Below are 23,477 nucleotides of genomic sequence, written 5' to 3'. Positions count from 1 at the left end.
ATCATTTTGAAAAAACATACTATTTGAAAATTTTAGTTGTAATACCGGTATTTAATGAGTCTAAACATATATTGAAATGTTTACAATCTTTCAATGAACAATCCTATAAAAATATTGATTGGATTTTAGTCAATGATTCTTCAACGGATAATTCAAAAGAAGTTATTGAAGATTTTATTAAAGATAAACCTACTTTCCGCCTTATTAATTTAATTAATAGCTCCGAACATATACCGGGTGCAAAAGTGGTTAAAACGTTTTATGCCGGATTAAATTCAGTTAATTGGAAACAGTATGATGTTTTAGTTAAACTGGACGCAGATATAATTCTTCCTGATAATTATTTTGAACTAATCATAAATGAGTTACAGAACAATCCAAAAATTGGCATTATCGGTGGATTGGTTTACATAAAAAAAGGGAATCAATGGGTTTATGAAAATATTTCAAATAAAAATCATGTACGCGGTCCCATAAAAACTTATAGAAAAGAATGTTTTATTGATATTGGTGGCCTTCGTATGACATTAGGTTGGGACAATCTCGATATATTACTTGCCCGTATGCATCATTGGGAAGTTAAAGTCTTAAAGAATCTTTTCGTAAAACACCTAAAACCAACTGCATACGTTTATCAAGAAACTAAATCCCGAAAATTGGGAGAATATTTTTACAATATCGGACTATCCAAAAAATTAGCCTTTATATCCTGTGCAAAATCTTCATGGAAAGAAAAATCTTTACGACATTTTATAATTTCATTTAAAACTTTTATTTCTTTAGAAAAAGAAAAGAAAGAACGAGTGATCACTCAAGAGGAAATGAATTTCATTCGCAAATTTCGATGGAATGAAATGATTAAAAAATTCAAAAGTTAAATTTTTCAACTTTCCTTTTATACTATTTTATATGAAAAACTATTATTCTTTTCCTAAAAAAATTTCAATGGGTACTAGATTTAAAAGTTCTTTTCTATGTGAAGCCAAAAAAGAGTATTCCAATTGTGGAATATCTTCATTTGATATTGAATCAAAAACAGGAGGTAAAACTTCTTGGGTCGGAATTTTTTTGACTACTCCTAATCCATGATCGGTATCTAAAACACTTACTGTTAATTCAGGATGATTTTTTCTAAGAAAAACAATCGTTTTCCATACATCGCCGTTCCAAATATTTTTCCAACTTTTATGAGATGAAAATTTAATTCTTGCATCTTCAATATTACTCGCAGGAAAGGCTGCAATTTTATCCTGAGGATTACAATCATGTAAGATTATAATTCCTTGATCAGACAAATACTTAAGCGAATTTAGCGTATCTTTGAGAGATTGACTGAAAGTGTGTAACCCATCGATAAAAGTTAGATTTATCGGATTATTTTTAAGAAATTTATGATGGCTGTCAAAGAAACGATCACTGGTCATCTCAAAATATTTGTTTTTAAAATTATGCGGATTTTTAACTAAATATCTAATTTTTTTGATAAAGCTAAAATTAAAATAAGGATCCACTGCAATTCTTTGTTTTGCTCCTTTGATATTAAAAAAACATTTTCCTCTGTTTACACCGATTTCTAAATAGTTTTTAACATCATAAACTTTTATTAAATAATTTAAAACATCAACTCTAGTAATCATAAGGTTTCTACTATTTTATTATTTATATATTTGTAATAGGTTTTATATCATGTAAATGTACAACATTGTAAGTGTAATTGTTACATATAATGGGGAAAAATGGATAAAAAAATGTTTGGATTCTTTATTGGCATCTAGCATACATACAGATATTTACCTTATAGACAATGGATCGACCGATAACACTTTAAAAATTGTCGAAAATTATCCCGCTGTAACTTATATTGAAAGTGGCCGTAATGTAGGGTTTGGACAAGCTAACAATATCCTTTTAAAAAAACTATATAAAGAAAAAAACTATACCCATTATTTTCTCATCAATCAAGATGCTTGGATAGACAAAAATTGTCTACAATATTTAGTTGATGTTTCCATTAAAAATCCAAAGTATGGTATACTAAGTCCCATACATTATAATCATGATTTCTCTGAAATGGATTTTAATTTTAAGGAATATTTAGCGAAAAGTAAAAAGAAAAATCAAGTTATTTTAGAAACTAATTTCGTTAATGCCGCTTTTTGGTTAATTAGTAAAAAATGCTTGGAAAAGACGGGAGTTTTTAATCCTTATTTCACCCATTACGGAGAAGATAAAAATTATTGTAATCGAGTTATTTATTCCGGCTTAAAAATAGGAATTGTTACTACAGCTAAAGCTAATCATGATAGAGGTAAAACAACAGATTTTAGTAAAATACAAAGATTATCAAAAATAAAATTGGATTGTATACTTTTAAATCCAAATAATAATCTTTACAAAGCATATTTTGAAGCTTTTATTAATGTTTGGGGAATACCTAAGTATTATTTTAAAATGTTATCTATTAAAAATACTTCCGTATTATTTTATAAATTAGGGATTCACTATATACATTTGCTTTTCTCTAAAAAGATCCGATTGAATCGTAAACAACAAAAGGAAAACTTATTTAGCATATATTAAATGGGAATAGTAGCACGTCAAGGGATAAAATACAGTCTAATTAGTTATCTAAGTTTTTTACTGGGTACATTTTCAACCATTTTTATCTATCCTTCCAATCCTGAATTTTTGGGTAAATTAAGGTTCATTCAGCCATATGCTGAACTGATCTGTCCATTCATCCTTTTTGGACTTAGTTATGCAAACATAAAATTCCATCAAAAACTTAAAGCAAAAAATCAACAGGTCGACTTTCTTTATGCTTCAATTCAGTTTGTGTGTCTCAATTTTATTTTTATCTCATTAGTATATTGGATAATCACTCGAGTGATTCCAAGTATTCAAGAATCTGATTCCTGGAAAATGAAACAGTATGTTTTGCCGGCCGCTTTGTCTCTTGCGTTAACTCAATTACTTTCAAAATATATCTCTAATTTAAAAAGAATAACAGTTCCCGGAATTTTTGAAAATTTTTTTCCTAAATTGGGAGCTCTTACGGCTTTTATCTCCTGTGTATATATAGGATTATCACAAGAAAATGCTCTTTATATATTCGTATCATTTTTTGTGATTGCTATGATTGGACTGGTATATTATTTTGTAAAATTAAACAAAGACCATAAGAGCGGATCATTAGATATATTGAAAGAAAAAAATTTTAGACTTAACTTATTAAATTTCTGTATATTTTCAGTTCTTGGAAGTATTGGAAATAGATTAGCTCTACAAATTGACAACCTGATGATTCCCGAACTATTGGATTTTAAACAAAACGGGATCTATTCTATTTTAACTTCTATTGTGGGTTTTCTTACCGTTCCATTGATGGGTATTTTCACCATATCCGGTCCTATAATTGTTGAAAAGCTGGAAAATAATAAATTAGATGAACTAAATGATTTCTATAAAAAAGTATCCAAATTTTTATTCTTATTTGGTACGGTCTTGTTGTCTTGTATTTTAGTCGGAATAGACTATCTATTCTTATTCATGAAAAACGGAAAAGAATTATCGGATGCAAAAGTTATTATTTACATTCTAGGAGCAGCCACCTTATTTGATTTGGCAACCGGTTTTAACAGTAATATTATTTCTTATTCAAAATATTTTAGATTTAATATTTATGCAATGCTATTTTTAGCGATTTTTACAATTATTTCAAATATTATATTTATTTCGTATTTCAAATTAGGTATCGAAGGTATTGCTTTAGCAACGGCCCTATCTTTAACATTGTTTAATTTAATAAAATTAGGCTTTAATTATCGTAAGTTCGGCATTCAACCGTTTTCAAAAGAGTATATATATATAATTTTAACCGGAATAATGGGTGTTTTACTTGTAAATTATATACCCGATTTTTCCAATAATTTATTTAATTTAATTACTAAGCCCCTACTCATTTTATGTATTTTTTTCGTCGCCAATAGTGTATTTAAATTTATTCCGATAAAAGAAATACTATCCACAAATATTAAATCTTTTTTAACGGGTAAAAAATAAAATATATAATTTTTTCAATAATAATAATTAATTTTTAATGAGTTGATAGATAATTGTTGTATTTAATGTATTTTTGTTAGGTAATTTTAATACATGAAACTTTTCTATACTTATTTTTTACTTTTATTTACCATAATCATCTTTTCTCAAGATAGAAAACAAATTAAAGGAAAAGTATATATTCTTGATAAGTATCATGAAATGGTTTCCGGTATTTATGTTAAAAATCTTTCAACCAATTACACAACGTTAACCGATATAACCGGTAATTTTTCTATTCCTGCACTTATTGGAGATGCCATTACTTTTCAATCATTCAATATCGAAAAAAGAACTATTTTGGTTACCCAAGACATGTTTGATCATTTGCAAATGAAAATTCAATTAGATCTTAAAGAAAAGCAATTAGAGGATATTTATGTTACTCCTTTTAAAACTTTTGGAAGCCTTGAATTGGATGTCAAACGAATTCCAATGATGAATAAAACCAACGAGATTTTAAAAAAATTAGGCAGTTTAAATCCATCACAAAAAATGGATGGAAGTACGGATGTTGATTCCGAAGCTGCAAAGTTATCTTCCATGAAATTTGGTATTGAAGGTATTTTGGATTTTATATCCGGAGAGGGTAAACGTAAAGAGCGTTTATCAATTTTTGAAGAACAGTCAACCATAATCAAAAATGTTAGAGACTATTTTGGAGATGCTTACTTTGAAGAATTAGGTTTGAAAAAAAATGAAATCAATGATTTTATATTGTATGCTTATTTAAATCATAATTTAAAGTTTTATTACGATCATAATAATTACTTCCAGATTTTAAATATTTTCGATAAAAATATTCTTATCTACAAATCAAGAAAAAACAACGAGAAAAAGATTACACCTAAAATTGGCAAGCCTTATTTTCCTCAATAATGTACCCTTTTTCAATCAATTTGTATAAATAATTTTTTAACTCTATTTTTATAGGGTTAAAGACATCAATTGGTATGTACAAAAAAATATATAAGCTCCTTACTACTTTGTTTAAACCCTCAACCATTTATAAATATTTTTTTAACATTTCTCCTCTTTACATAAGGACAACAGGAAATATCAAATATGTTTCAGATGATGTACATAAAATAATAGTCGAAATTCCTCTTACGTACAAAAACCGAAACTATTCGGGAACTATGTTTGGCGGAAGCATACTTTCAGCTACGGATCCTATCTATATGTTGCAGCTCATACATATTCTGGGAACTAATTATATCGTTTGGGATAAATCTGCTTATGTTGATTACATAAGGCCGATTAATAAAAAAGCCATAGCTGTATTTGAATTTCAAAAAGAAGAAATAGAAAAGATAAAAGAAATGGTTAAAAATGATAATGAAATATTTATCAAAAAGCAAATGAACATTACCAATTCAGAAGGTCAAATTTATTGTTATTTAGAGAAAAAAATCTATATAGCAGACAGTCAGTTTTATAAAGCAAAATTAAAAAGTAAAACTCACAGATAAATAAGTATAAATAAAAAGAATCAGCTTTGTAATTAAACTGATTCTATATAATTATGTATAGAGTAAAGACGATCAATTAATGAGCATCTTTAAAAGCTTTTAATTTTTTAGTCAATTCCGGTACAACTTCGAATAAATCACCAATTACACCATAATCAGCCGTTTTAAAAAAAGGTGCTTGCGGATCGTTGTTTATAACGACTATGGTTTTACTTTTAGTAATCCCGGCAACATGTTGAACAGCTCCCGAAATACCGATTGCTATATATAGTTTAGGAGAAATAGTTTTCCCTGTTTGTCCTACATGTTCGGCATGAGGTCTCCATCCTAAATCGGCTACCGGTTTAGTACAAGCTGTAGCTGCTCCAAGTACATTTGCTAAATCTTCAATTATTCCCCAGTTTTCCGGTCCTTTCATTCCTCTACCCGCTCCAACTACCAATTCAGCCACTTTAACATCTAACTTCCCTGTAGCTACTTCTTGTTGTTTTACTTGATACGTTGGATCTGCAACTGTGGTTACCGTAATTTTTTCTTCTGTACCGGAAACGGGATTTTCTTTTGCTCCCACAGAATTAACGGAAAGAGTTAAAACTATAGTAGGTTCTTGAGTTTCAACGATAGCAATTCCTTTTCCTGAAAAAACAGATCTTTTAACTTTAAACGGTGTTACGGACAGCGGCCTCGAAATGGCTTGTGTAATATAAGCACCAGATTTTTCTTTGACAATATAAGGAGCTATAGAAACACTTTCATTAGTATGTGCAAAAAGAATATAGTTACCGTCAATTATTTTTGATAAAACCGAAGCGTAAACCTTTGGATTGAAAAATTGCAAAGAATCATCTTGAATATTTATAACTTTAGTTGCTCCAAATTTGAATAAGTGTTCTGAAGAATCCTCAGAATTTATAGTTAGTGCCGTTACTGAATCTCCAATTTCATCTGCCAAAATTTTAGCGTATGTTATTAATTCGTAGGCCTCTTTTTTATATTTTCCTTTAGAGTTTTCTATATATGCGTAAATCATTTATTTCAACGTTTGTATTACAAAATTGATAGTAAGTTTATACTTAAATTACTTTCGCTTCTTCATGAAGCAAGCGAACCAATTCTTCTAAGTTATTTTTATCTACATAAACCACTTGAGATCTTGTCTTTGGCTTTTCAAATTCTGCAATGGTAACCTTATTTCCAGAAAATTTAGGTTCAACAACCGTAAAGGGTTTATTTTTAGCAGTCATAATACCTCTTATATTAGGAATTTTTAATTGATTTTCAGGAACAAAACCTTCTTGACCTGCTAAAACAGCAGGTAATTCAATTGAAATTGTTTCTTTTCCATTATCTATTTCCCGTACCACCTGTATGGTTTTTCCTTCAACTTCCAAACCGGTAACAGCATTAACAAATGGGTAATCTAATTCAGCTGCCACTAAACCCGGAACCAATCCTCCGTTATAATCAATCGATTCTTTACCTAAAAGTATTAAATCATAAGCTCCCTCTTTTGCTACGGCTGCAATTTCTTTAGCCACTAATTCACTATCCGTAGGTCGAATATTAACCCGAATGGCATTATTAGCACCGATTGCCAAGGCCTTACGCATTACCGGCTCAACAGTAGTATCTCCAACAGTAATAATGGTTACTTCAGCTCCCTGTTTTTCTTGAAAATATAATGCTTTGCTTAGGCAATATTCATCTTGAGGATTAATTATATATTGAATTCCATTAGTATCGAATTCTTTTTGATCATTCGTAAAATTAATTTTGGATGTAGTATCCGGTACGCTACTAATAGCTACTAATATTTTCATCAACGTATTTTTTCCTGTAACTAAATTAAGTAAAAATAATAAAGTATTTTTATTTATTTACTTCTTTTACTAAGAAATTAAAGTAAATAAAATAAAAAATATAGGAATGTGTATACAATTTAGACAATTTGTGAAGAAAGCCCTTTTTTCAATAATGCTTGATGGATCGGAGTTAGTTTTTCTAAAGATCCGGTTTTAACTTCACATTTTCCTTTGTAATGAACTAAAAAAGTACATTGTTGGGCTTGTTCTAAAGTATGTTCACATATCTCTATTAAGCAATCGATGACATAGTCAAATGTATTAAAATCATCGTTATGCAAAACAATTACATGAGGAGCAGCTTCTTTTACCAACGTATCAACACTCTCCTGCTCTTTCCAATGGGGTTGATTATTGTAAATCATATTTTGTTTAATAAAATTGAAATCCAATTATTTTTACTTAATTTCTGAACAAATTTTAAGCCATTCCCGGTAGCTTCTGCAATAATGTCATCAAAATCATGTTCAAAGATACCACTTACCAATAAGTATCCATTGGGGCGCAGATTTTCAACGTATTTTGACATATCTTTCAATAAAATATTTTTATTGATATTGGCTAAAATTATATCAAATGAGTGATTTCCTAATAAATCGGCATCTCCCAATTTAATATCTATATCTACTTCATTTTTTTTAGAATTTTCCAGAGCATTACCGTAAGACCATTCATCAATATCTATAGCTTCAACATAATGGGCTCCCCTCTTTTTTGCAAAAATTGCCAACACTCCGGTTCCGCTGCCCATATCTAAAACATCTTTACCTTCAAAATTCATTGTCAACATTGCATGAAGCATGTTATAAGTGGTTTCATGATGCCCCGTACCAAAAGACATCTTCGGATCAATTTTAATGGAAAAAGGAAGATCGTTTCTGACAGGATGAAAATCTGCATGTAAATAAATTTGATCTTCAATGACTACCGGTGGAAAATTTTTTTCCCATTCTTCATTCCAATTGATATCGGGAGATAATTTTTTTTCGTAAGATATTTCAACTTCAGGAGAAGACATAATAGGTAATTCCTTAATTAATTGCTCATCTTCTTCTTCAACCTTAATATAAGTTAAAAAACCCTGTTCGGTTTCAACAAAACTTTCAAAAGGCAACTCTGATAAAAACGCGATTAAAATGTCTCTCCAAGGTTCTAATGGTTTTACGTTGAAATGGTATTCTGTATATTTCATGGAATCATTTAAGTATCGCAAATTTAAAAAATTAATATCTTATTCTCTTAAGGATCTATAAAATTCATCCACGTTATATATTATAGCTACGCTTTGTTAATGGTTGATAATCTATAGCTGAAAATCCCTATCCAATTATTGAAAATTATTTTCTTTGAGAAGATTTTTTGGAATCAAACAAGTAAAATTATTTTTTTACTTTTACTTTATATTTTTTGAAATTTCAATGTCACGATTCATCAATTTGCCGGTTTTAGTACTATTTATCAATATTTCATTGGGACAACAATTGGTTTTACAAGATAGTATTAAAATTGAAGTTCCTGAATCGTTTAATTTTCTACAAGCAGATATCTTCAATTCATTATATTTCGTTTCTCAAAAAGATAACACTTTATTAAAATACGATCCAATTTCACAAAAAACATTTATACTTAAAAATTTTAATACATCCAAAAAGCTGTTTATCGTAAATCCTTTATTTTTAGTAACTTTTGATAAGATGAACCAAGTTCTTGAATTTTATGACGATAAGCTGATCAATACTCAGGATAATGTTTCTATTTTAACCGATCAACTTATAAATCCTGACTTAATTTATGTTCAAGATAATCATTCTTTATTATATTTTGATGAGTTGAACTCTCAAAACTTTATTCAATACGATTACAGATCAAAAAATACAATCCTTTTTTCAAATACTTTGTCTAAAGAACTTTCAGATAATTTTGTTCTAAAGGATATCTACAGTTCTAAACAATCAAAATTTCTTCTTTTAAAAAGTTACAACGAATCCAACGAAGCTTATCAATACAAAATTTGTAAGCAAAATAATCAAAATGTTTATACTTATGTAATACCCGAAATGGAAGACTATGGATGGATGGAACAAAATTTTTATTGGATACATAATGGTTATTTATATATCTATGATTTTGAAAACAAACCCGTTCAAATACCCTTGCCGAATTTAGGTGAAAAATATTATATTTTAAATAAACATTTATTTCTATGGAAATCTAAGGTTATGTACCTTTACACATTAGAAACTAAAAAATAAATTTATTAAGAATGCATATTGCTATAACCGGAAATATCGGCGCAGGAAAAACTACATTAACTAAATTATTATCAAATAATTACAATTGGATTGCACAATTTGAAGACACCGAACAAAACCCATATCTAGACGATTTTTATTACGATATGGCAAAATGGTCATTTAATTTGCAAATCTATTTCTTAAGTTCTCGTTTTAAACAAATAAAAGAAATTAGAGAAAATAAGAAAAACACAATCCAGGATAGAACTATTTATGAAGATGTATATATTTTTGCTTCAAATCTTCATGAAATGGGATTGATGCAAACTCGAGATTATGACAATTATTTGAATCTTTTTAATTTAATGAAAGAGTATATCCAAGCTCCGGATCTTCTGATCTATCTTCGCGCCACCGTTCCTACTTTAGTAAATCAAATTCAAAAAAGAGGAAGAGAATACGAAACGTCCATTAGCATTGATTATCTTCAAAGATTAAATGAAAAATATGAAGAGTGGATTTCAAATTATACTGAAGGAAAATTATTGATCATCGATGTTGATAATATGGATTTTGTTGACAATAAGGAAGATTTAGGAAAAATTATTGATAAAGTAGAGGCTAATATTCACGGTTTATTTTAAAAGATTTCCGTCTTTATACGATTAAAATTATACTCTCTAAAATTTAAAAAAAATAGTAAATAATTTTAATAAATTATTTACTATTTATAGTTTATAGGGTGAATAATTGTACTATTTATCCAACTAAATTTAGTTAGCAACTTCACTAATAAATTTAATCCTCATAATTCGTAATTCATCTTCTGAATAGTCTTCTCCAAATTCATCCAACAAGACGGACATTTTATCACTTTCAGACTCCATCAAAAAATCTATTATTTCGTCTTGTTGCTCTTCATCCAATAATTCATCTACATAGTAACCAATGTTTAGTTTAGTTCCTTGATAAACAATACTTTCCATTTCATTAAGTAAATCATTGATTGTTAAATCTTTTGCTTTTGCAATATCTTCAAAATCCAATTTCCTATCCGTACTTTGAATTATGAATACTTTATGAGACGATTTATTGGCTACTTGCTTAATGACTAAATCATCAGGACGTTCAATATCATTTTCTTCAACATATTTAGCAATATATTCAACGAAATCTTTTCCAAATTTCTTTGCTTTACCCTCTCCTACACCAAACACATTGGAAAGTTCTGAAAGGGTGGTCGGATAATGTAAAGCCATATCTTCCAAGCTTGGATCTTGAAAAACAGCAAACGGAGGAATTGCATTTTTCTTGGCAACTCTTTTTCTGATATCTTTTAAATCATCAAATAATTTTTTATCTAATGCATTGCTACCCGCCGCTTGAGGGGTGACGATCGGAGTTTCCATTTCCTTTTCAAAATCAACATCCTCGGCTATTAAAATTTCTTTGGGATCATTAATAAATGTTTTGCCTAATTCAGCTAATTTTAATAATCCGTAAGTTTCTATATCTTTAGTAAGAAAATTATGGACAATGGCCTGTCTGATGATGGATTTCCAGAAATTATCCGATTTATTTTTACCAAAACCAAAATAATCTTCAAATCCCAACTTATAGGATTTGGTAATGGCTGTTTCTTTTCCAACAGCTACATTGACAAGATCTTTTAATTTTAATTTTTCTTTCGTTTTTTCAACTACGGTAAGGATTTGTTTCATTTCTTCCGAAACATTTACCATTGTTTTCGGATTCATGGAATTATCATCCATTTTTGCACCCAAGCCATTTTTTTCATCAAAATCTTCTCCAAAATAATGAAGTAAATATTTTCGTCTGGACATGGATGTTTCCGCATAACCTACCACTTCTTGTAAAAGTTGTAAGCCTACTTCTCTTTCGGAAACAGGCTTGGAAGCTAAAAACTTTTCTAATTTCTCAACATCTTTATAATCGTAGAAAGCAAGACAATAACCTTCTCCTCCATCCCTTCCGGCTCTTCCGGTTTCTTGATAATAACTTTCTAAACTTTTGGGTATATCATAATGAATCACAAAACGCACGTCCGGCTTATCAATACCCATTCCGAAAGCTATGGTTGCACAAATTACATCCGTTTCCTCCATTAAGAATTTGTCTTGATGGGCTGCTCTGGATTTACTGTCTAATCCGGCATGATAAGGCAAAGCGTTTATTCCATTGACTTTTAATAATTCAGCTAATTCTTCTACCTTTTTTCTGCTTAAACAATAGATAATTCCGGATTTACCCGGATTGTCTTTTATATATTTTATGATTTGTTTTTCAGGATTTATTTTAGGTCTGATTTCATAATATAAATTCGGCCTGTTAAAAGAAGATTTGAAAATTTTAGCATCTGTCATTCCTAAGGTTTTTTGGATATCATCCTGAACCTTTGGCGTTGCTGTAGCCGTTAGGGCTATTATAGGTGTTTTACCGATTTTTTCAATTATGAATCGTAAATTTCTATATTCAGGACGAAAATCATGTCCCCATTCAGAAATACAATGCGCTTCATCAATCGCAAAAAATGATAATTTTATAGTTTTTAAGAACTCTATATATTCTTCTTTGGTTAAAGATTCGGGAGCTACATAAAGCAATTTGGTTGTCCCAGATAATATATCATCTTTAACTCTTTTTATTTCTGTTTTATTTAATGAAGAATTAAGGACATGTGCTATTCCTTCACTTGAGGATATACCTCTGACAGCGTCAACCTGATTTTTCATTAAGGCTATTAAGGGAGAGACAACAATCGCTGTACCCTCTAATAATAAGGCAGGTAACTGGTAACACAAGGACTTTCCGCCACCTGTAGGCATCAATACAAATACATCGTTGCCGCTCAACAAATTCGTAATTACTTCTTCTTGCGGCCCCTTAAATGAATTAAAACCAAAAAATTTTTTTAATAATTTAGGCAAGTCTTTTTCCAAAGATTTCATTCTTAAACTTTAGTTTTTTATTAAATTTGCTGTTTATTAAATTAAATATACAACAAATTTCTTAAACAAAAAAAATTATTTATTTTGGATGATCAAATGATTTTAAAAGCAGGCAAAGATACTATTTTATTTGAAACAACCGAATTACAATCCTTATATAATCGTTTAGGTGATGATTTTGTTAAAGCGGTACGTTATATACTTGATTCTAAGGGTAAACTTGTTTTGTGCGGAGTCGGAAAAAGTGCACATATAGCCAATAAATTAGTAGCCACCTTTAATTCTACCGGAACACCATCACAATTTTTACACGCCGCCGAGGCAAAGCATGGCGATTTAGGTATTATTTCTAAAAATGATGTGGTCATCTGCATTTCTAACAGCGGTACTTCCTCAGAAATTCAAGAAGTAGCTCCTTTTCTTAAAGAATATTCTTCGGTATTAATAGCCATGACCTCTAATAAAAATTGCTTATTGGCAGAACTTGCTGACGTGGTTTTAGATACTCAAGTGGAAAAAGAAGCCGATCCTAATAATCTGGCACCCACCACTTCCACTATAGTACAATTAGCTATGGGGGATGCTCTTGCAGTCGCCTTACTTCAGGCTAAAAATTTCACTTCATCCGATTTTGCAAAATATCATCCGGGAGGTGCTTTAGGTAAAAAACTGCTTCTAAAAGTGGAACAATTGGTAAAACCTGACCGAAAACCTGAAGTTCAATTATCTGCTCATCTTAAAGAAATTATCAATTCCTTAACGTATTCATCTTATGGTATCACTGTTGTTATTGAGGATCATAAGGTTAAAGGAGTAATTACCGATGGAGACGTAAGAAGGACGTTAGCTAAAGATGTGGATTACAATCAAATTACAGCTAAAAATATAATGTCTGTTACACCTAAAACCATTCAAAAAAATGAATTAGCCAGTGTTGCTTTTGAAGAGCTTAAAAATAATCAAATAGGTCAATTAGTTGTACTAGATGGAGAAAATTATGTAGGTATTATAGACCTGCATACTCTATTGGATAATGGATTTAAATAATTTTATTTAAATTAGTATCTTTTTTAACTAAAAAAATTCAATGGCTCAAAAAAAAGAGAATGATAATGCGAATATGCCGTTTCTTGCTCATATTGGCGTTTTAAGAAAGCATATTTTACGATCTTTAGTGGCTATATGTTTAGGGGCATGTTTCGTTGGATATAAAATTCATTTTGTAATGGATCATATTATATTCGGTCCGATTCATAAGAATTTTTTGACTTTTAAACTTATGAATTTTTTCGGTCGGATCTTTGGTTCTAGTGATGTATTTGACATGCCTGACGAATTTCCCATCCAAGTGCGTAAAATTTTTGAGCAATTAAATACAGCCTTTTATGTGTCTATTGTTGGAGGCTTTATATTGGTATTTCCTTATGTTATTTATGAATTATGGAAATTTATTTCTCCCGGACTAAAACCAAATGAAAAGAAAAATTCTTTGACTTTTTTCATATCAACTTATTTTCTCTTTATTCTCGGATGTTGTTTCGGTTATTTTTTTGTTACTCCCCTGACGATGCACTTTGGTTATTTTTTTAATATTTCCGAAACCATTAAAGTTAACATTGATCTGTCCAGTTATATACGAATTCTGTTACAAACCGTATTAGGAATGGGCTTGATTTTTTTATTGCCTGTTATTGTATATGTTCTTACCAGTATCGGTATCTTAACTCCAAATTTCTTAAAAAAATATAGAAGACATGCCTTGGTTATTATTTTAATAATTGCCGGATTTATCACCCCCGGTGATATTCCTTCAATGCTCGTTGCCTCTTGTCCTTTATATTTATTATATGAAGCCAGTATATTGGTTTCTTCCTTAGTTTACAAAAGAAATAAAAGTGAAGCTTCTTAATTACGAAATATTGTAAGCATTTGAGATTCTAATAATCTAAAAATCACTTAAAATACTTTTAACTTCCTCTAAATAATAATTGCCGAATAAAATAGAATGAACCAGCAAAGGGTATAATTGGGTAAAGGGTATACGTTCTTCCCATCCTTTTTCTAATGGGTATTTAGAATTGTAACCTTCATAAAAATCGACGGAAAATCCTCCAAACAGGCGGGTCATTCCCAAATCCATTTCTCTATGTCCATAATAAACGGCCGGATCTAAAACCACCGGATCACCGGTATCTGATATTAAGAAGTTGCCACTCCACAAATCTCCATGGACTAGTGAAGGAGTTTCTTTAGGAAAAATATTATCAATTTGTTGATAAAAATTTTCTGCCGCTCGTACTTCTTGATTAGTTAAAGCATTCATATCAGTCAATTTTTTTATTAAGGGTAGCAAATGATATTGAGCATAGAATTCACCCCATGTAGACGATTTAGTATTTTTTTGAGGTAAACGTCCCACATAATTATCGCTACTGAATCCAAAAAACGGTTGAGGAATTTTATGCATCGAAGCAAGAGATTTTCCAAAATTTTCCCATATTTCTTCATTGGCTTCCCCTTTGGAAATTAATTCTAGAATCAAATATTGCTCATTGCCACTATCATCAATTTTAATAATCTTAGGGGTTCTTAATGTATGGGTTTCCTCTATAGATTTTAGTCCTTTTGCTTCCTCTCTAAGCATTCCGGGAAATTCTTTTGTACTATTGGTTTTCATAAAAAAATTTCCCTCCTCAGATTGTAAAACGTATGACTTATTTGTGTCTCCGCCCGAAATAGGCTTATAACTAGTTATCTTAATCGGTAAACGTTTCAGTATATTTTGTAGATTCATGTTTGATTTTTTATAATTTAAAATAATGTTTATTAATAATATCAAAAAATATACAAAAATGTATTACTATTTTATAATATTCTTACATACTAATATATCAATATAAAAAACAAATAAAACTTTAAAATAATTGGATACATGTAACAATTAATTCTTAACTAATTTTAATTGTTATATCAATTTCTATGTAAATATTGATTTATATAGATATTTTAATTATAAATAGCTAATTTTAAATTTTATTTTAATAAAAAATTACTAATTTTGAAGAAACTAATTTTATACTCTTTTACATTTACTTTTCCTTAAAATCTGAACACTTTTAGTCAACCCTAAAATTTTAAGAATTCATGAAAAAAAAGATTATTTTATTAGCACTATTTTTAATAACCTCATTAAATCTTTATACTTCTTGTAATAAAAAGGATTCATCACATAAAATTGATCCTTTATCTGCAGCCGCTTCTATGACAAAAGAAGATATTCAAAAATCCAAAGAGGAAGAGATTGCTAATCTTCCTGAAAATACTTTTATAGTAGAGGGAGATGATGCAATGCAATTTAATATACACGAATTAAAAGCAAAAGCAGGAAAACCTATAACACTTACACTTAAACATGTGGGCAAAGCAAGTGTTAAAGATATGGGACATAATATAGTAATTATAAAACCGGGTACCAATTTTAATGATTTTGCAAATCGAGCAGCTAAGGATGCGGCTGATGATTATATTCCTAAAAATGATCCGTCAATTGTTGCCCATACCAAATTGCTAGGAGGAGGTGAACAAGATACGATAACCTTTACAATTAATGAAAAAGGAACTTATGAATATTTATGTACATTTCCCGCGCATAGTGCGACAATGAGAGGTAAACTTATCGTAGAATAAATTTTTAACTTTTAAAATAAAAAAAACAGGAATATACTTCCTGTTTTTTTATTTTATATAAAAATTAAATCTATTTAATTTTTGGCGCTTGTAAATAAAAATTATGGGCCGTTTTTAATATATATTCCTCATTTATATCCGAATAGTCTATGCAGCTGACTTGAGAATTTACATCGTCATTATATAATTGGCGATACACATTGGATCGAACAAATGGATAATATTTTCCTTTTTTAACTAATAGCATTAACACCGTTAATAAATCTTTATCATTTTTATCTGTTGAATTATAAAAATCAACAAGAAATGGTATGGACTCAACAGCATTAATTTCCAATAAAGCTTTTTTAAAGTTGAGACCCATATATTGATTTTTTAAAGAGGTTTCACGTATAAATTCTTGAATATTTTTTCGATACTGTTTTAAAAATTTTTTTTGTCTTGCACTCCATCTGGGATCATTAACCGAAGTAGGCAGCTTTCCGAAAATTTTATTTTCCTCATAGATCGCTAGGGAATCAATATCTTCGCTTGAAGATTTAATTTCGGGATAAACCATAGTATAGGTAAATTTTTCTTTGATTGTCAATTTATCAAAATCTTTTTCCGATAAGTACCTATCATTATATTCATTTGATTCAGTACCATTGATAGATGATAATTTTGAAATCAACTTTTCAATTTTTGATAAATTATAAGATGGTATTGAATTTTTTAAACGTTCTTCTTGATTTATACTTTTTATATTAGTTGAATCAATCGAAATGTTATTTTCAGTTTCTTGAGCAATATAAATATTAAAAATCAATAGAATAATAAGTAAAAATTTTTCTCTCATAAGCGCATATAATATTAGTTTTTTTCATAATAGTAATCAGTGTTACATTAAAAAGCAATATAAAACGCTCGAAACATTTTATATAAAAACTCGCTTTTAATAGTAATGTTTTAGAGTAAATCTTATGGATACTGATTTATTCTCTCAAATACCTTGCAATATAAACAATAATTTATCATAAATAGCAATTTATTTTCATAAAATAGAATAATATTTGTCATATAATTAGCATTTTGAAATTAAAAATTAAGAATATATAAATATTCAATTTATATTTTTTATATAAAAAAAATCATTTATAAAATTTTATAATATATAATAATGATTTTTACTGCTACAATTCTTTTTTAAATTTTAAAAACTAAATATTTGATATAGAATATATAACTATATCAAATAAAATAAGTAAATAACATAAAAAGGAGAATGATATCAATAATATTTGATTTCATTCTCCTCTTTAGTATGTTAAGTGAACATATTTATGATTCAATTATTAATTCTTCAATAAAATACAATGTTCAATATATTATTTAAATTTTATTTATAATGGCTTGAACGGAGTACTTGAAAAAAATGTAATAATAAGAATTATTTTAAATTAGATTTAATGATATTTTGCGATCTTTCAGGACCTACAGAAACTAAATATATCTGAACTCCAAGAAAATTTTCAATAAATTCTAAATATTTTTTAGCTAAAATAGGTAATTCTTCATAAGAGGTAACCTTTGAGATATCTTCTTTCCAACCGTCTAAATCTTGATAAATAACTTCATAATTTGCTAATTCTTCAATAGTAGACGGGAAAATATCAGTTATAGTTCCTTCAGGCGTTTTATAGGCGGTTCCCACTTTAATTTTATCAAAATCACTTAATACATCCAATTTGGTTATTACTAAATGCGTAATCCCATTAATCATGCATGAATAGCGTAAGGCTACTAAGTCTAACCAACCGCAACGACGTGGGCGTCCGGTTGATGCCCCATATTCATTACCTATTTTACGTATAAGTTCTCCTGTTTCGTTTTCCAATTCTGTAGGAAAAGCCCCGTTACCAACTCTTGTACAATAAGCTTTAGATACTCCTATTAAATTTTTTAAACTGGTTGGTGGAACCCCTGCTCCTACGGTTGTGCCACCGGTAGTTGGAGACGACGAAGTTACATAAGGATAGGTTCCGAAATCTATATCTAACATAAGTGCCTGAGCACCTTCAAACAGAACGTTTTTATCTTCTTTTATCGCATGATTAATTTCGTATTCTGAATCTATAATGCGATTTTTAAGTTTTTTTCCAAATTCAAGATATTTTGTGTAAATATCATCAAATTTTAATGGTTCTTTGTTAAACAGTTTTTCAAATAAAACATTTTTAACATTAAGATTTTCCTTTATTTTAGTTTTTAAAACTTCAGGATTTAATAAATCAATGGCTCTGATCCCTGTTCTTGAAATTTTATCTTCATAACAAGGTCCTATCCCTCTTTTGGTTGTTCCAATTTGAGAACTTCCGGCAAATTCTTCTCTATAGGTATCAAGTAAAATATGATACGGCATAATGATATGAGCCCTGCTGCTGATAAAAACATGATCGGTATTTAAACCTCTTTTTTCAATTTGTTCTATTTCATTGAAAAAAGCTTCAGGATTTACTACCACCCCATTTCCTATGATACATTTTCCTTTACATTGAAGAACTCCGGAAGGCAAAAGATGTAATACAAATTTATCTTCTCCTACGTATACTGTATGTCCTGCATTATTTCCTCCTTGATAGCGTACTACATAATCTGATTTTTCCGCTAAAACGTCTGTAATTTTTCCTTTTCCTTCGTCGCCCCATTGTAAGCCGACAACAACATATGTTGACATATATAGTTTAATTTATAATAGTTTTATTATTTTATAGAAATTACTTAAAAATAGCAACTCTTTTTGCAAAATTAATTGATTATTATTAATAGCTGCTATTTTACTTAAAAAGTAATTGACATTTTATTACCATATATTAAAATATGAGCTTATTAAAATTAATTTATTTAAGCATCTTACGGATCATTATTTATTTAATGATGGTATATCTGCAAAAAATCACTTCTTCTTAACAAGCTCATAAAAGAAATTTTATTTTACCGTAATGTTTTTAAGAATTTCCAGTAAGAAATCCCAAAATTTTTGAACCGATGATATACTAACTCTTTCTTTAGGAGAGTGGGCACCTTTAATAGTTGGCCCGAATGAAATCATATCCATAGATGGATATTTTTCTCCAATAATTCCACATTCCAATCCTGCATGACAAGCCTGAACAGAAGGTTTCTCCCCGTATTTTTTTTCATAAATACTTTCCGCCAGTTTTAATATTTCTGAAGAGGGATTTGGCTTCCATCCGGGATATGAACCGGTTAATTCAACTTTCATTCCTCCTAACTGTAATGCAGCTTCAAGTGACGTTGCCACCCACATTTTAGAACTTTCAACTGATGATCGCGTTAAACATTGTATTTCAGCCTTTCCTTTTTCCAATTTTACTCTTGCAATATTATTTGAGGCTTCTACTAATCCTTCGATATCCGGGCTCATTCGAAATACTCCGTTAGGAGCAGCTTGTAGACTTGAGATAAATTTTTTACTGTCTTCAATGCTTAATCCTTTCTCTACATGGTCTATCTGAGAAAGATGAATAGTCAGATTGCTATCTATACTACTAAATTCTGATTTGATCTCTGAATATAGATGATTAAATTGTTCTTGTAATTTGCTTTCAAATTCAGAGGATATTGAAAATATTGCAGAAGCTTCTCTGGGTATAGCATTTCTCAAGCCTCCTCCATCAACAGAAATCAATTGAATATTAAATTTTAAAAAATCATATAAAAAACGGTTTAATAACTTATTAGAATTACCTAAACCTTTATGAATTTCCATTCCGGAATGACCTCCATGTAAACCGGACAAATTAATTTGGTAAGTTTTAGAATTTTTATTGATTTCTTTTTCTTCATAATTTGCTTTAGCAGTAACATCAATTCCTCCCGCACAACCTATGTCAATTTCATCATCTTCTTCTGTATCCAAATTAAGCAAAATATCTCCTGATAATATATCTTTACTTAATTCAAGTGCTCCGGTTAAACCGGTTTCTTCGTCAATGGTAAATAAAGCTTCTATAGCCGGATGTTCAATATCTTTTGAAGATAAAACACTCATTATGGCAGCGACTCCTATTCCGTTGTCTGCCCCTAAGGTTGTACCTAATGCATGAACCCAATCACCTTCATAAGTCATTTGTATTCCTTGGGTTTCAAAATCAAAATCTACATCATTATTTTTTTGGCAGACCATGTCCAAATGGGATTGTAAAACCACCTTTTTTCTATTTTCATATCCCGGAGTTGCCGGTTTTTTTATTACCACATTTCCACAGATATCTTCAATAGTTTCTAAATGTAAAGATGCTCCAAAGTCTTTAATAAATTTGATAACTTTTTCTTCTTTTTTAGAAGGTCTTGGTACGGAGTTCAAATCTGCAAAATGATTCCATATAGACTCGGGTTTCAATTTCTTAATAGTGTTGTTATTCATATCTTATCTTATTAAGAGGAATTTTTATTGAACAAATTTCGCTTTTTTAATATAATATGTTTTAAGTTTTAACATTTGTTATTAAATATTTTTGAAAAATATCATTACATATTATCTAATTTTTAAAATAATAATTTACATAAAAAACTAATATATTAATTTAGATAAGCAAAATTAACATTATTATAAATATTAAAAATATAATATGACTGTTTTACTTTCCAGCTATTTCTTTAGCTAAATCTTGAACTAATTTTAAGTTTACTTAAATATACATATGATTGATTAATATATTGTAAGAAAATATATTTTTTAAAAAAAACTTATTTTTAATATCAAAATCTAATTTTAAATATTATTTTATCATAATTTAATTTTTTTAATAAATAATTTAATATATTAGCTAAATATTTCAATATTAATATTTCTATTAAAGTATAAAAACAATTATTAATATATAATAAAAATAATTTTTAATATTAAAATTTATAAATATGTCAGCATTTTTAGCTAAATTAGAATTGGACGGAATAACTTATACAATATTAGAATGCGATTATTTTTTCCACAAAAAAACAGACAGTACTTCAAAACCTACAGGTGAAACATCGGGTGGAGAAATAAATTTGAGTATAGAAAGCAACGGAAAAACTGATTTTGTTGAATGGGTTTTATCGGAAGACAAAACTAAAGACGGTAAAATCATTTTTTATCGTCGAGATGGAATGAGTAAGCTTTATGATATTGAATTTGAAAAAGCTTACTGTCTAGATTTTAAAGAAATCTTTAATTCAACAAATTCTTCTCCCATGAAAATAGATTTTACAATATCATCACGTACACTAAAGTTTAATTCTAAAGCAACTTATGAAAAAAGCTGGAAGATCTCATAATTATTTAAAGTCAAACTAATCCCCAAAAAAATCATCCCATGAATATATATCGTAGCTCTACTTTAGGTGAATCCTTTAAAACCTATGCAAAAGTTACTGTTAATGGAGTGGAAATATCACGAGAAAATCATATTCAAGTGAAAATCAAGCAAAAGTTACTAACCCATAATTATTTTGAAATATTATGTCCAAGTGAAGCCTTTAGCGAAAAAAACAGTTATCCTCTTACCAATAGCCAAAATCTGCACTATTCCTATTTTTCCGTACATTTGATTCGATTTAAAGAAACTACGGCGATATTTCAAGGTGTTATTACGGGGGTTGAGCATCGTCTTCAGGATGGATATCCTTATATACTTTTGACTGGAGAAGCTACTACACAGCTTATGGATGAAAACATAAATTGCCAAACCTTTATTAACAAATCTCTGAAAGAAATAGTAACAGCGGTTACCGATAAATATAAAGATAATCGCTTACAGGTACTTATATCTCCCGAAACTACGGAAATCCTGCCTTATACAGTATGCTATAACGAAACCGATTTTCAATTTTTAAAACGATTAGCCAAGCGATACGGTGAATATATGTATCATAATGGAGAATATTTTGTTTTCGGAAAAGGTAATCAACTAAGGACTGAAATATCCGAAGGAGAAGATTTTCAAGAATATTCCTTAAACGTAATCAGTAAACCTCAACATTTTATCCGTCAACGATATGATTTACGTAATGATAAGGTTATAAAAGAAGAATCAAATCAACTGTTCTATCCCGATCAAAAAAATCTTTTTCATGTCAAATCAGTTCGAGCCTCTGAAAAATACTCCATACAACCGCAAACGGGTTATTCTGCTCCCGATTTATTCTATGGGGATGCTCAACAATTAGAAAGAGCCGTACAGCGTAAAAAACTAAGTCACGAATCAACCATTATAGCCACAACTAAAACCGATAATCCTCATCTCCGTTTAGGCGATACCATGCAAATGAATGCATGGACTAAAGAAAATAATAAATTTCAACCCATCGAAAGCTACCGTATCACAGAAATCGAACACAGCTTTACCGATGAAGGATATACCAATCATTGTAAAGGTATTCCTTTTGAGCAAAAAATAGCCCCTTATTTAGATGAAAATGCATATCCGCATATCGATAATCAAATTGCGATTGTGGTTGACAATAACGACCCCGAATCTTTAAACCGACTAAAAATTCGCTTTTATTGGCAACAAGAACATGAAAGTACCTTGTGGGTTCCTTTAATGCAAGGACATTCGGGGGGTGGACAAGGAGCGCATGTTATCCCGGAAATCGGACATATAGTATGGGTGGATTTTCTCGGTCATAATGCCGAAGCTCCTATAGTTCTAGGTAGTCTATACAGTGGAAGTCAGAAAAGCGGGTTTCATACAAAAAATAATGACTTGAAGGTATTTCAAACCCGAAGCGGAACTAAACGTATTGTCAATGATGCCGAAGGAAGTATTTTGGAAGAGGATGCAGCAGGCAGTTTTATAAAGTTTGAAGGTGACGGTAACGTGACTTTGAACGTAGTAAAAAACTTAACCATAAAAGTAGGTGAAAACATGAATGTTTCAGTTCAAAATGATAAAACTGAAAGAATAAACCATAACACTTATTATTATTCTGAAAATTTGAGCAACAGCATATCTAGCAATAAAGCTGAAATGATTGGAAATTATTATTATCAAGAATCAGGAAATGCAAATATACAAACATTAAAAGGCAGTTTACTGATGAGAGGTACTACGCTATCTGTCTTACAAGGTGGAGATGATGTAAAAATAAGTAAAGGCTAATAAG

22 protein-coding genes are annotated in these 23,477 nt (G+C 29.4%); 12 read left to right on the top strand and 10 right to left on the bottom strand.

The genetic code is table 11. The annotated features are described in order from the left end of the window. Window positions 1-23: 23 nt before the first annotated feature. Window positions 24-878, top strand: coding sequence for a glycosyltransferase family A protein (locus tag GYM73_RS04520; RefSeq protein ID WP_220234276.1), 855 nt, complete (start codon window positions 24-26; stop codon window positions 876-878). Window positions 879-920: 42 nt separating this feature from the next. Here GYM73_RS04520 and GYM73_RS04515 read toward each other — a convergent pair whose 3' ends face one another. Further along, the gene (locus GYM73_RS04515) at window positions 921-1,637 is read right to left on the bottom strand and encodes a class I SAM-dependent methyltransferase (protein ID WP_220234275.1); all 717 of its coding nucleotides are present in this window, start codon (window positions 1,635-1,637) and stop codon (window positions 921-923) included. 55 nt (window positions 1,638-1,692) lie between these two features. On the opposite strand from GYM73_RS04515, the gene GYM73_RS04510 reads away from it, so the two are divergent. The 4 genes from GYM73_RS04510 to GYM73_RS04495 all read left to right on the top strand — a co-directional run bounded on the left by GYM73_RS04510 (window position 1,693) and on the right by GYM73_RS04495 (window position 5,573). Next, on the top strand, window positions 1,693-2,580 hold the full coding sequence (locus GYM73_RS04510; RefSeq protein ID WP_220234274.1) for a glycosyltransferase family 2 protein: 888 nt from the start codon (window positions 1,693-1,695) through the stop codon (window positions 2,578-2,580). Further along, window positions 2,581-4,062, top strand: coding sequence for a lipopolysaccharide biosynthesis protein (locus GYM73_RS04505; protein WP_220234273.1), 1,482 nt, complete (start codon window positions 2,581-2,583; stop codon window positions 4,060-4,062). A 93-nt stretch (window positions 4,063-4,155) separates the two neighbouring features. Then, complete coding sequence (locus GYM73_RS04500) at window positions 4,156-4,980, top strand: hypothetical protein (RefSeq protein WP_166006379.1); 825 nt, start codon at window positions 4,156-4,158, stop codon at window positions 4,978-4,980. A gap of 74 nt (window positions 4,981-5,054) precedes the next feature. After that, window positions 5,055-5,573 (top strand): PaaI family thioesterase, encoded by a 519-nt coding sequence (locus GYM73_RS04495; protein ID WP_166003639.1) that lies wholly within the window; start codon window positions 5,055-5,057, stop codon window positions 5,571-5,573. A gap of 76 nt (window positions 5,574-5,649) precedes the next feature. Here the strand turns inward: GYM73_RS04495 and GYM73_RS04490 are convergent, their stop codons facing one another. From GYM73_RS04490 to prmA, 4 genes are all read right to left on the bottom strand, one after another. Next, entirely contained in the window at window positions 5,650-6,603 is a 954-nt protein-coding gene (locus GYM73_RS04490) for an electron transfer flavoprotein subunit alpha/FixB family protein (RefSeq protein ID WP_220234272.1), read from the bottom strand. A 43-nt stretch (window positions 6,604-6,646) separates the two neighbouring features. Continuing rightward, complete coding sequence (locus GYM73_RS04485; protein WP_220234271.1) at window positions 6,647-7,393, bottom strand: electron transfer flavoprotein subunit beta/FixA family protein; 747 nt, start codon at window positions 7,391-7,393, stop codon at window positions 6,647-6,649. A gap of 119 nt (window positions 7,394-7,512) precedes the next feature. Further along, window positions 7,513-7,800 carry an ATP-dependent Clp protease adaptor ClpS gene (locus GYM73_RS04480; RefSeq protein WP_105298139.1) on the bottom strand — a complete coding sequence of 96 codons (288 nt, stop codon included), beginning with the start codon at window positions 7,798-7,800 and terminating at the stop codon, window positions 7,513-7,515. Next, a complete protein-coding gene (gene prmA, locus GYM73_RS04475) occupies window positions 7,797-8,627 on the bottom strand; it encodes a 50S ribosomal protein L11 methyltransferase (RefSeq protein ID WP_220234270.1) in 831 nt (276 codons plus the stop codon). The genes GYM73_RS04480 and prmA overlap by 4 nt, the downstream gene beginning before the upstream one ends. A gap of 226 nt (window positions 8,628-8,853) precedes the next feature. Between prmA and GYM73_RS04470 the strand changes: the two genes are divergently transcribed. Together GYM73_RS04470 and GYM73_RS04465 are read left to right on the top strand one after the other, a co-directional pair. Beyond that, window positions 8,854-9,687 carry a hypothetical protein gene (locus GYM73_RS04470; protein ID WP_220234269.1) on the top strand — a complete coding sequence of 278 codons (834 nt, stop codon included), beginning with the start codon at window positions 8,854-8,856 and terminating at the stop codon, window positions 9,685-9,687. Window positions 9,688-9,698: 11 nt separating this feature from the next. After that, the gene (locus GYM73_RS04465; RefSeq protein ID WP_105297521.1) at window positions 9,699-10,313 is read left to right on the top strand and encodes a deoxynucleoside kinase; all 615 of its coding nucleotides are present in this window, start codon (window positions 9,699-9,701) and stop codon (window positions 10,311-10,313) included. Between the two features lie 129 nt (window positions 10,314-10,442). Here GYM73_RS04465 and recQ read toward each other — a convergent pair whose 3' ends face one another. Further along, window positions 10,443-12,638: a DNA helicase RecQ gene (gene recQ / locus GYM73_RS04460; protein WP_220234268.1), complete on the bottom strand. Its 2,196-nt coding sequence runs from the start codon at window positions 12,636-12,638 to the stop codon at window positions 10,443-10,445. 84 nt (window positions 12,639-12,722) lie between these two features. Between recQ and GYM73_RS04455 the strand changes: the two genes are divergently transcribed. Both GYM73_RS04455 and tatC read left to right on the top strand, forming a co-directional pair. Further along, window positions 12,723-13,685 (top strand): SIS domain-containing protein, encoded by a 963-nt coding sequence (locus tag GYM73_RS04455; RefSeq protein ID WP_370625985.1) that lies wholly within the window; start codon window positions 12,723-12,725, stop codon window positions 13,683-13,685. Window positions 13,686-13,725: 40 nt separating this feature from the next. Further along, complete coding sequence (gene tatC / locus GYM73_RS04450) at window positions 13,726-14,547, top strand: twin-arginine translocase subunit TatC (protein WP_160542164.1); 822 nt, start codon at window positions 13,726-13,728, stop codon at window positions 14,545-14,547. Between the two features lie 36 nt (window positions 14,548-14,583). On the opposite strand, the gene GYM73_RS04445 is transcribed toward tatC, so the two are convergent. Beyond that, a complete protein-coding gene (locus GYM73_RS04445; protein WP_220234267.1) occupies window positions 14,584-15,432 on the bottom strand; it encodes a fructosamine kinase family protein in 849 nt (282 codons plus the stop codon). A 350-nt stretch (window positions 15,433-15,782) separates the two neighbouring features. Here GYM73_RS04445 and GYM73_RS04440 point away from each other — a divergent pair, with 350 nt between their 5' ends. Then, window positions 15,783-16,325 carry a plastocyanin/azurin family copper-binding protein gene (locus GYM73_RS04440; RefSeq protein ID WP_220234266.1) on the top strand — a complete coding sequence of 181 codons (543 nt, stop codon included), beginning with the start codon at window positions 15,783-15,785 and terminating at the stop codon, window positions 16,323-16,325. Window positions 16,326-16,395: 70 nt separating this feature from the next. Here the strand turns inward: GYM73_RS04440 and GYM73_RS04435 are convergent, their stop codons facing one another. The 3 genes from GYM73_RS04435 to GYM73_RS04425 all read right to left on the bottom strand — a co-directional run bounded on the left by GYM73_RS04435 (window position 16,396) and on the right by GYM73_RS04425 (window position 20,754). After that, window positions 16,396-17,163 (bottom strand): hypothetical protein, encoded by a 768-nt coding sequence (locus tag GYM73_RS04435; protein ID WP_220234265.1) that lies wholly within the window; start codon window positions 17,161-17,163, stop codon window positions 16,396-16,398. Between the two features lie 591 nt (window positions 17,164-17,754). After that, window positions 17,755-19,041, bottom strand: a complete 1,287-nt coding sequence (locus GYM73_RS04430; RefSeq protein WP_166003622.1) for an adenylosuccinate synthase — start codon at window positions 19,039-19,041, stop codon at window positions 17,755-17,757. 252 nt (window positions 19,042-19,293) lie between these two features. Beyond that, window positions 19,294-20,754: an aminoacyl-histidine dipeptidase gene (locus tag GYM73_RS04425; protein ID WP_220234264.1), complete on the bottom strand. Its 1,461-nt coding sequence runs from the start codon at window positions 20,752-20,754 to the stop codon at window positions 19,294-19,296. A gap of 494 nt (window positions 20,755-21,248) precedes the next feature. Here GYM73_RS04425 and tssD point away from each other — a divergent pair, with 494 nt between their 5' ends. Together tssD and GYM73_RS04415 are read left to right on the top strand one after the other, a co-directional pair. After that, window positions 21,249-21,647, top strand: coding sequence for a type VI secretion system tube protein TssD (gene tssD, locus GYM73_RS04420; RefSeq protein WP_166003618.1), 399 nt, complete (start codon window positions 21,249-21,251; stop codon window positions 21,645-21,647). A gap of 38 nt (window positions 21,648-21,685) precedes the next feature. Continuing rightward, on the top strand, window positions 21,686-23,473 hold the full coding sequence (locus GYM73_RS04415) for a type VI secretion system Vgr family protein (RefSeq protein ID WP_220234263.1): 1,788 nt from the start codon (window positions 21,686-21,688) through the stop codon (window positions 23,471-23,473). Window positions 23,474-23,477 lie beyond the last annotated feature (4 nt).

The sequence above is a fragment of the Apibacter sp. ESL0432 genome, from assembly GCF_019469225.1.
GTDB lineage: Bacteria > Bacteroidota > Bacteroidia > Flavobacteriales > Weeksellaceae > Apibacter.
Note: the sequence above shows the minus strand (reverse complement) of the source record. Positions and strands in the feature narration are given on the sequence as shown.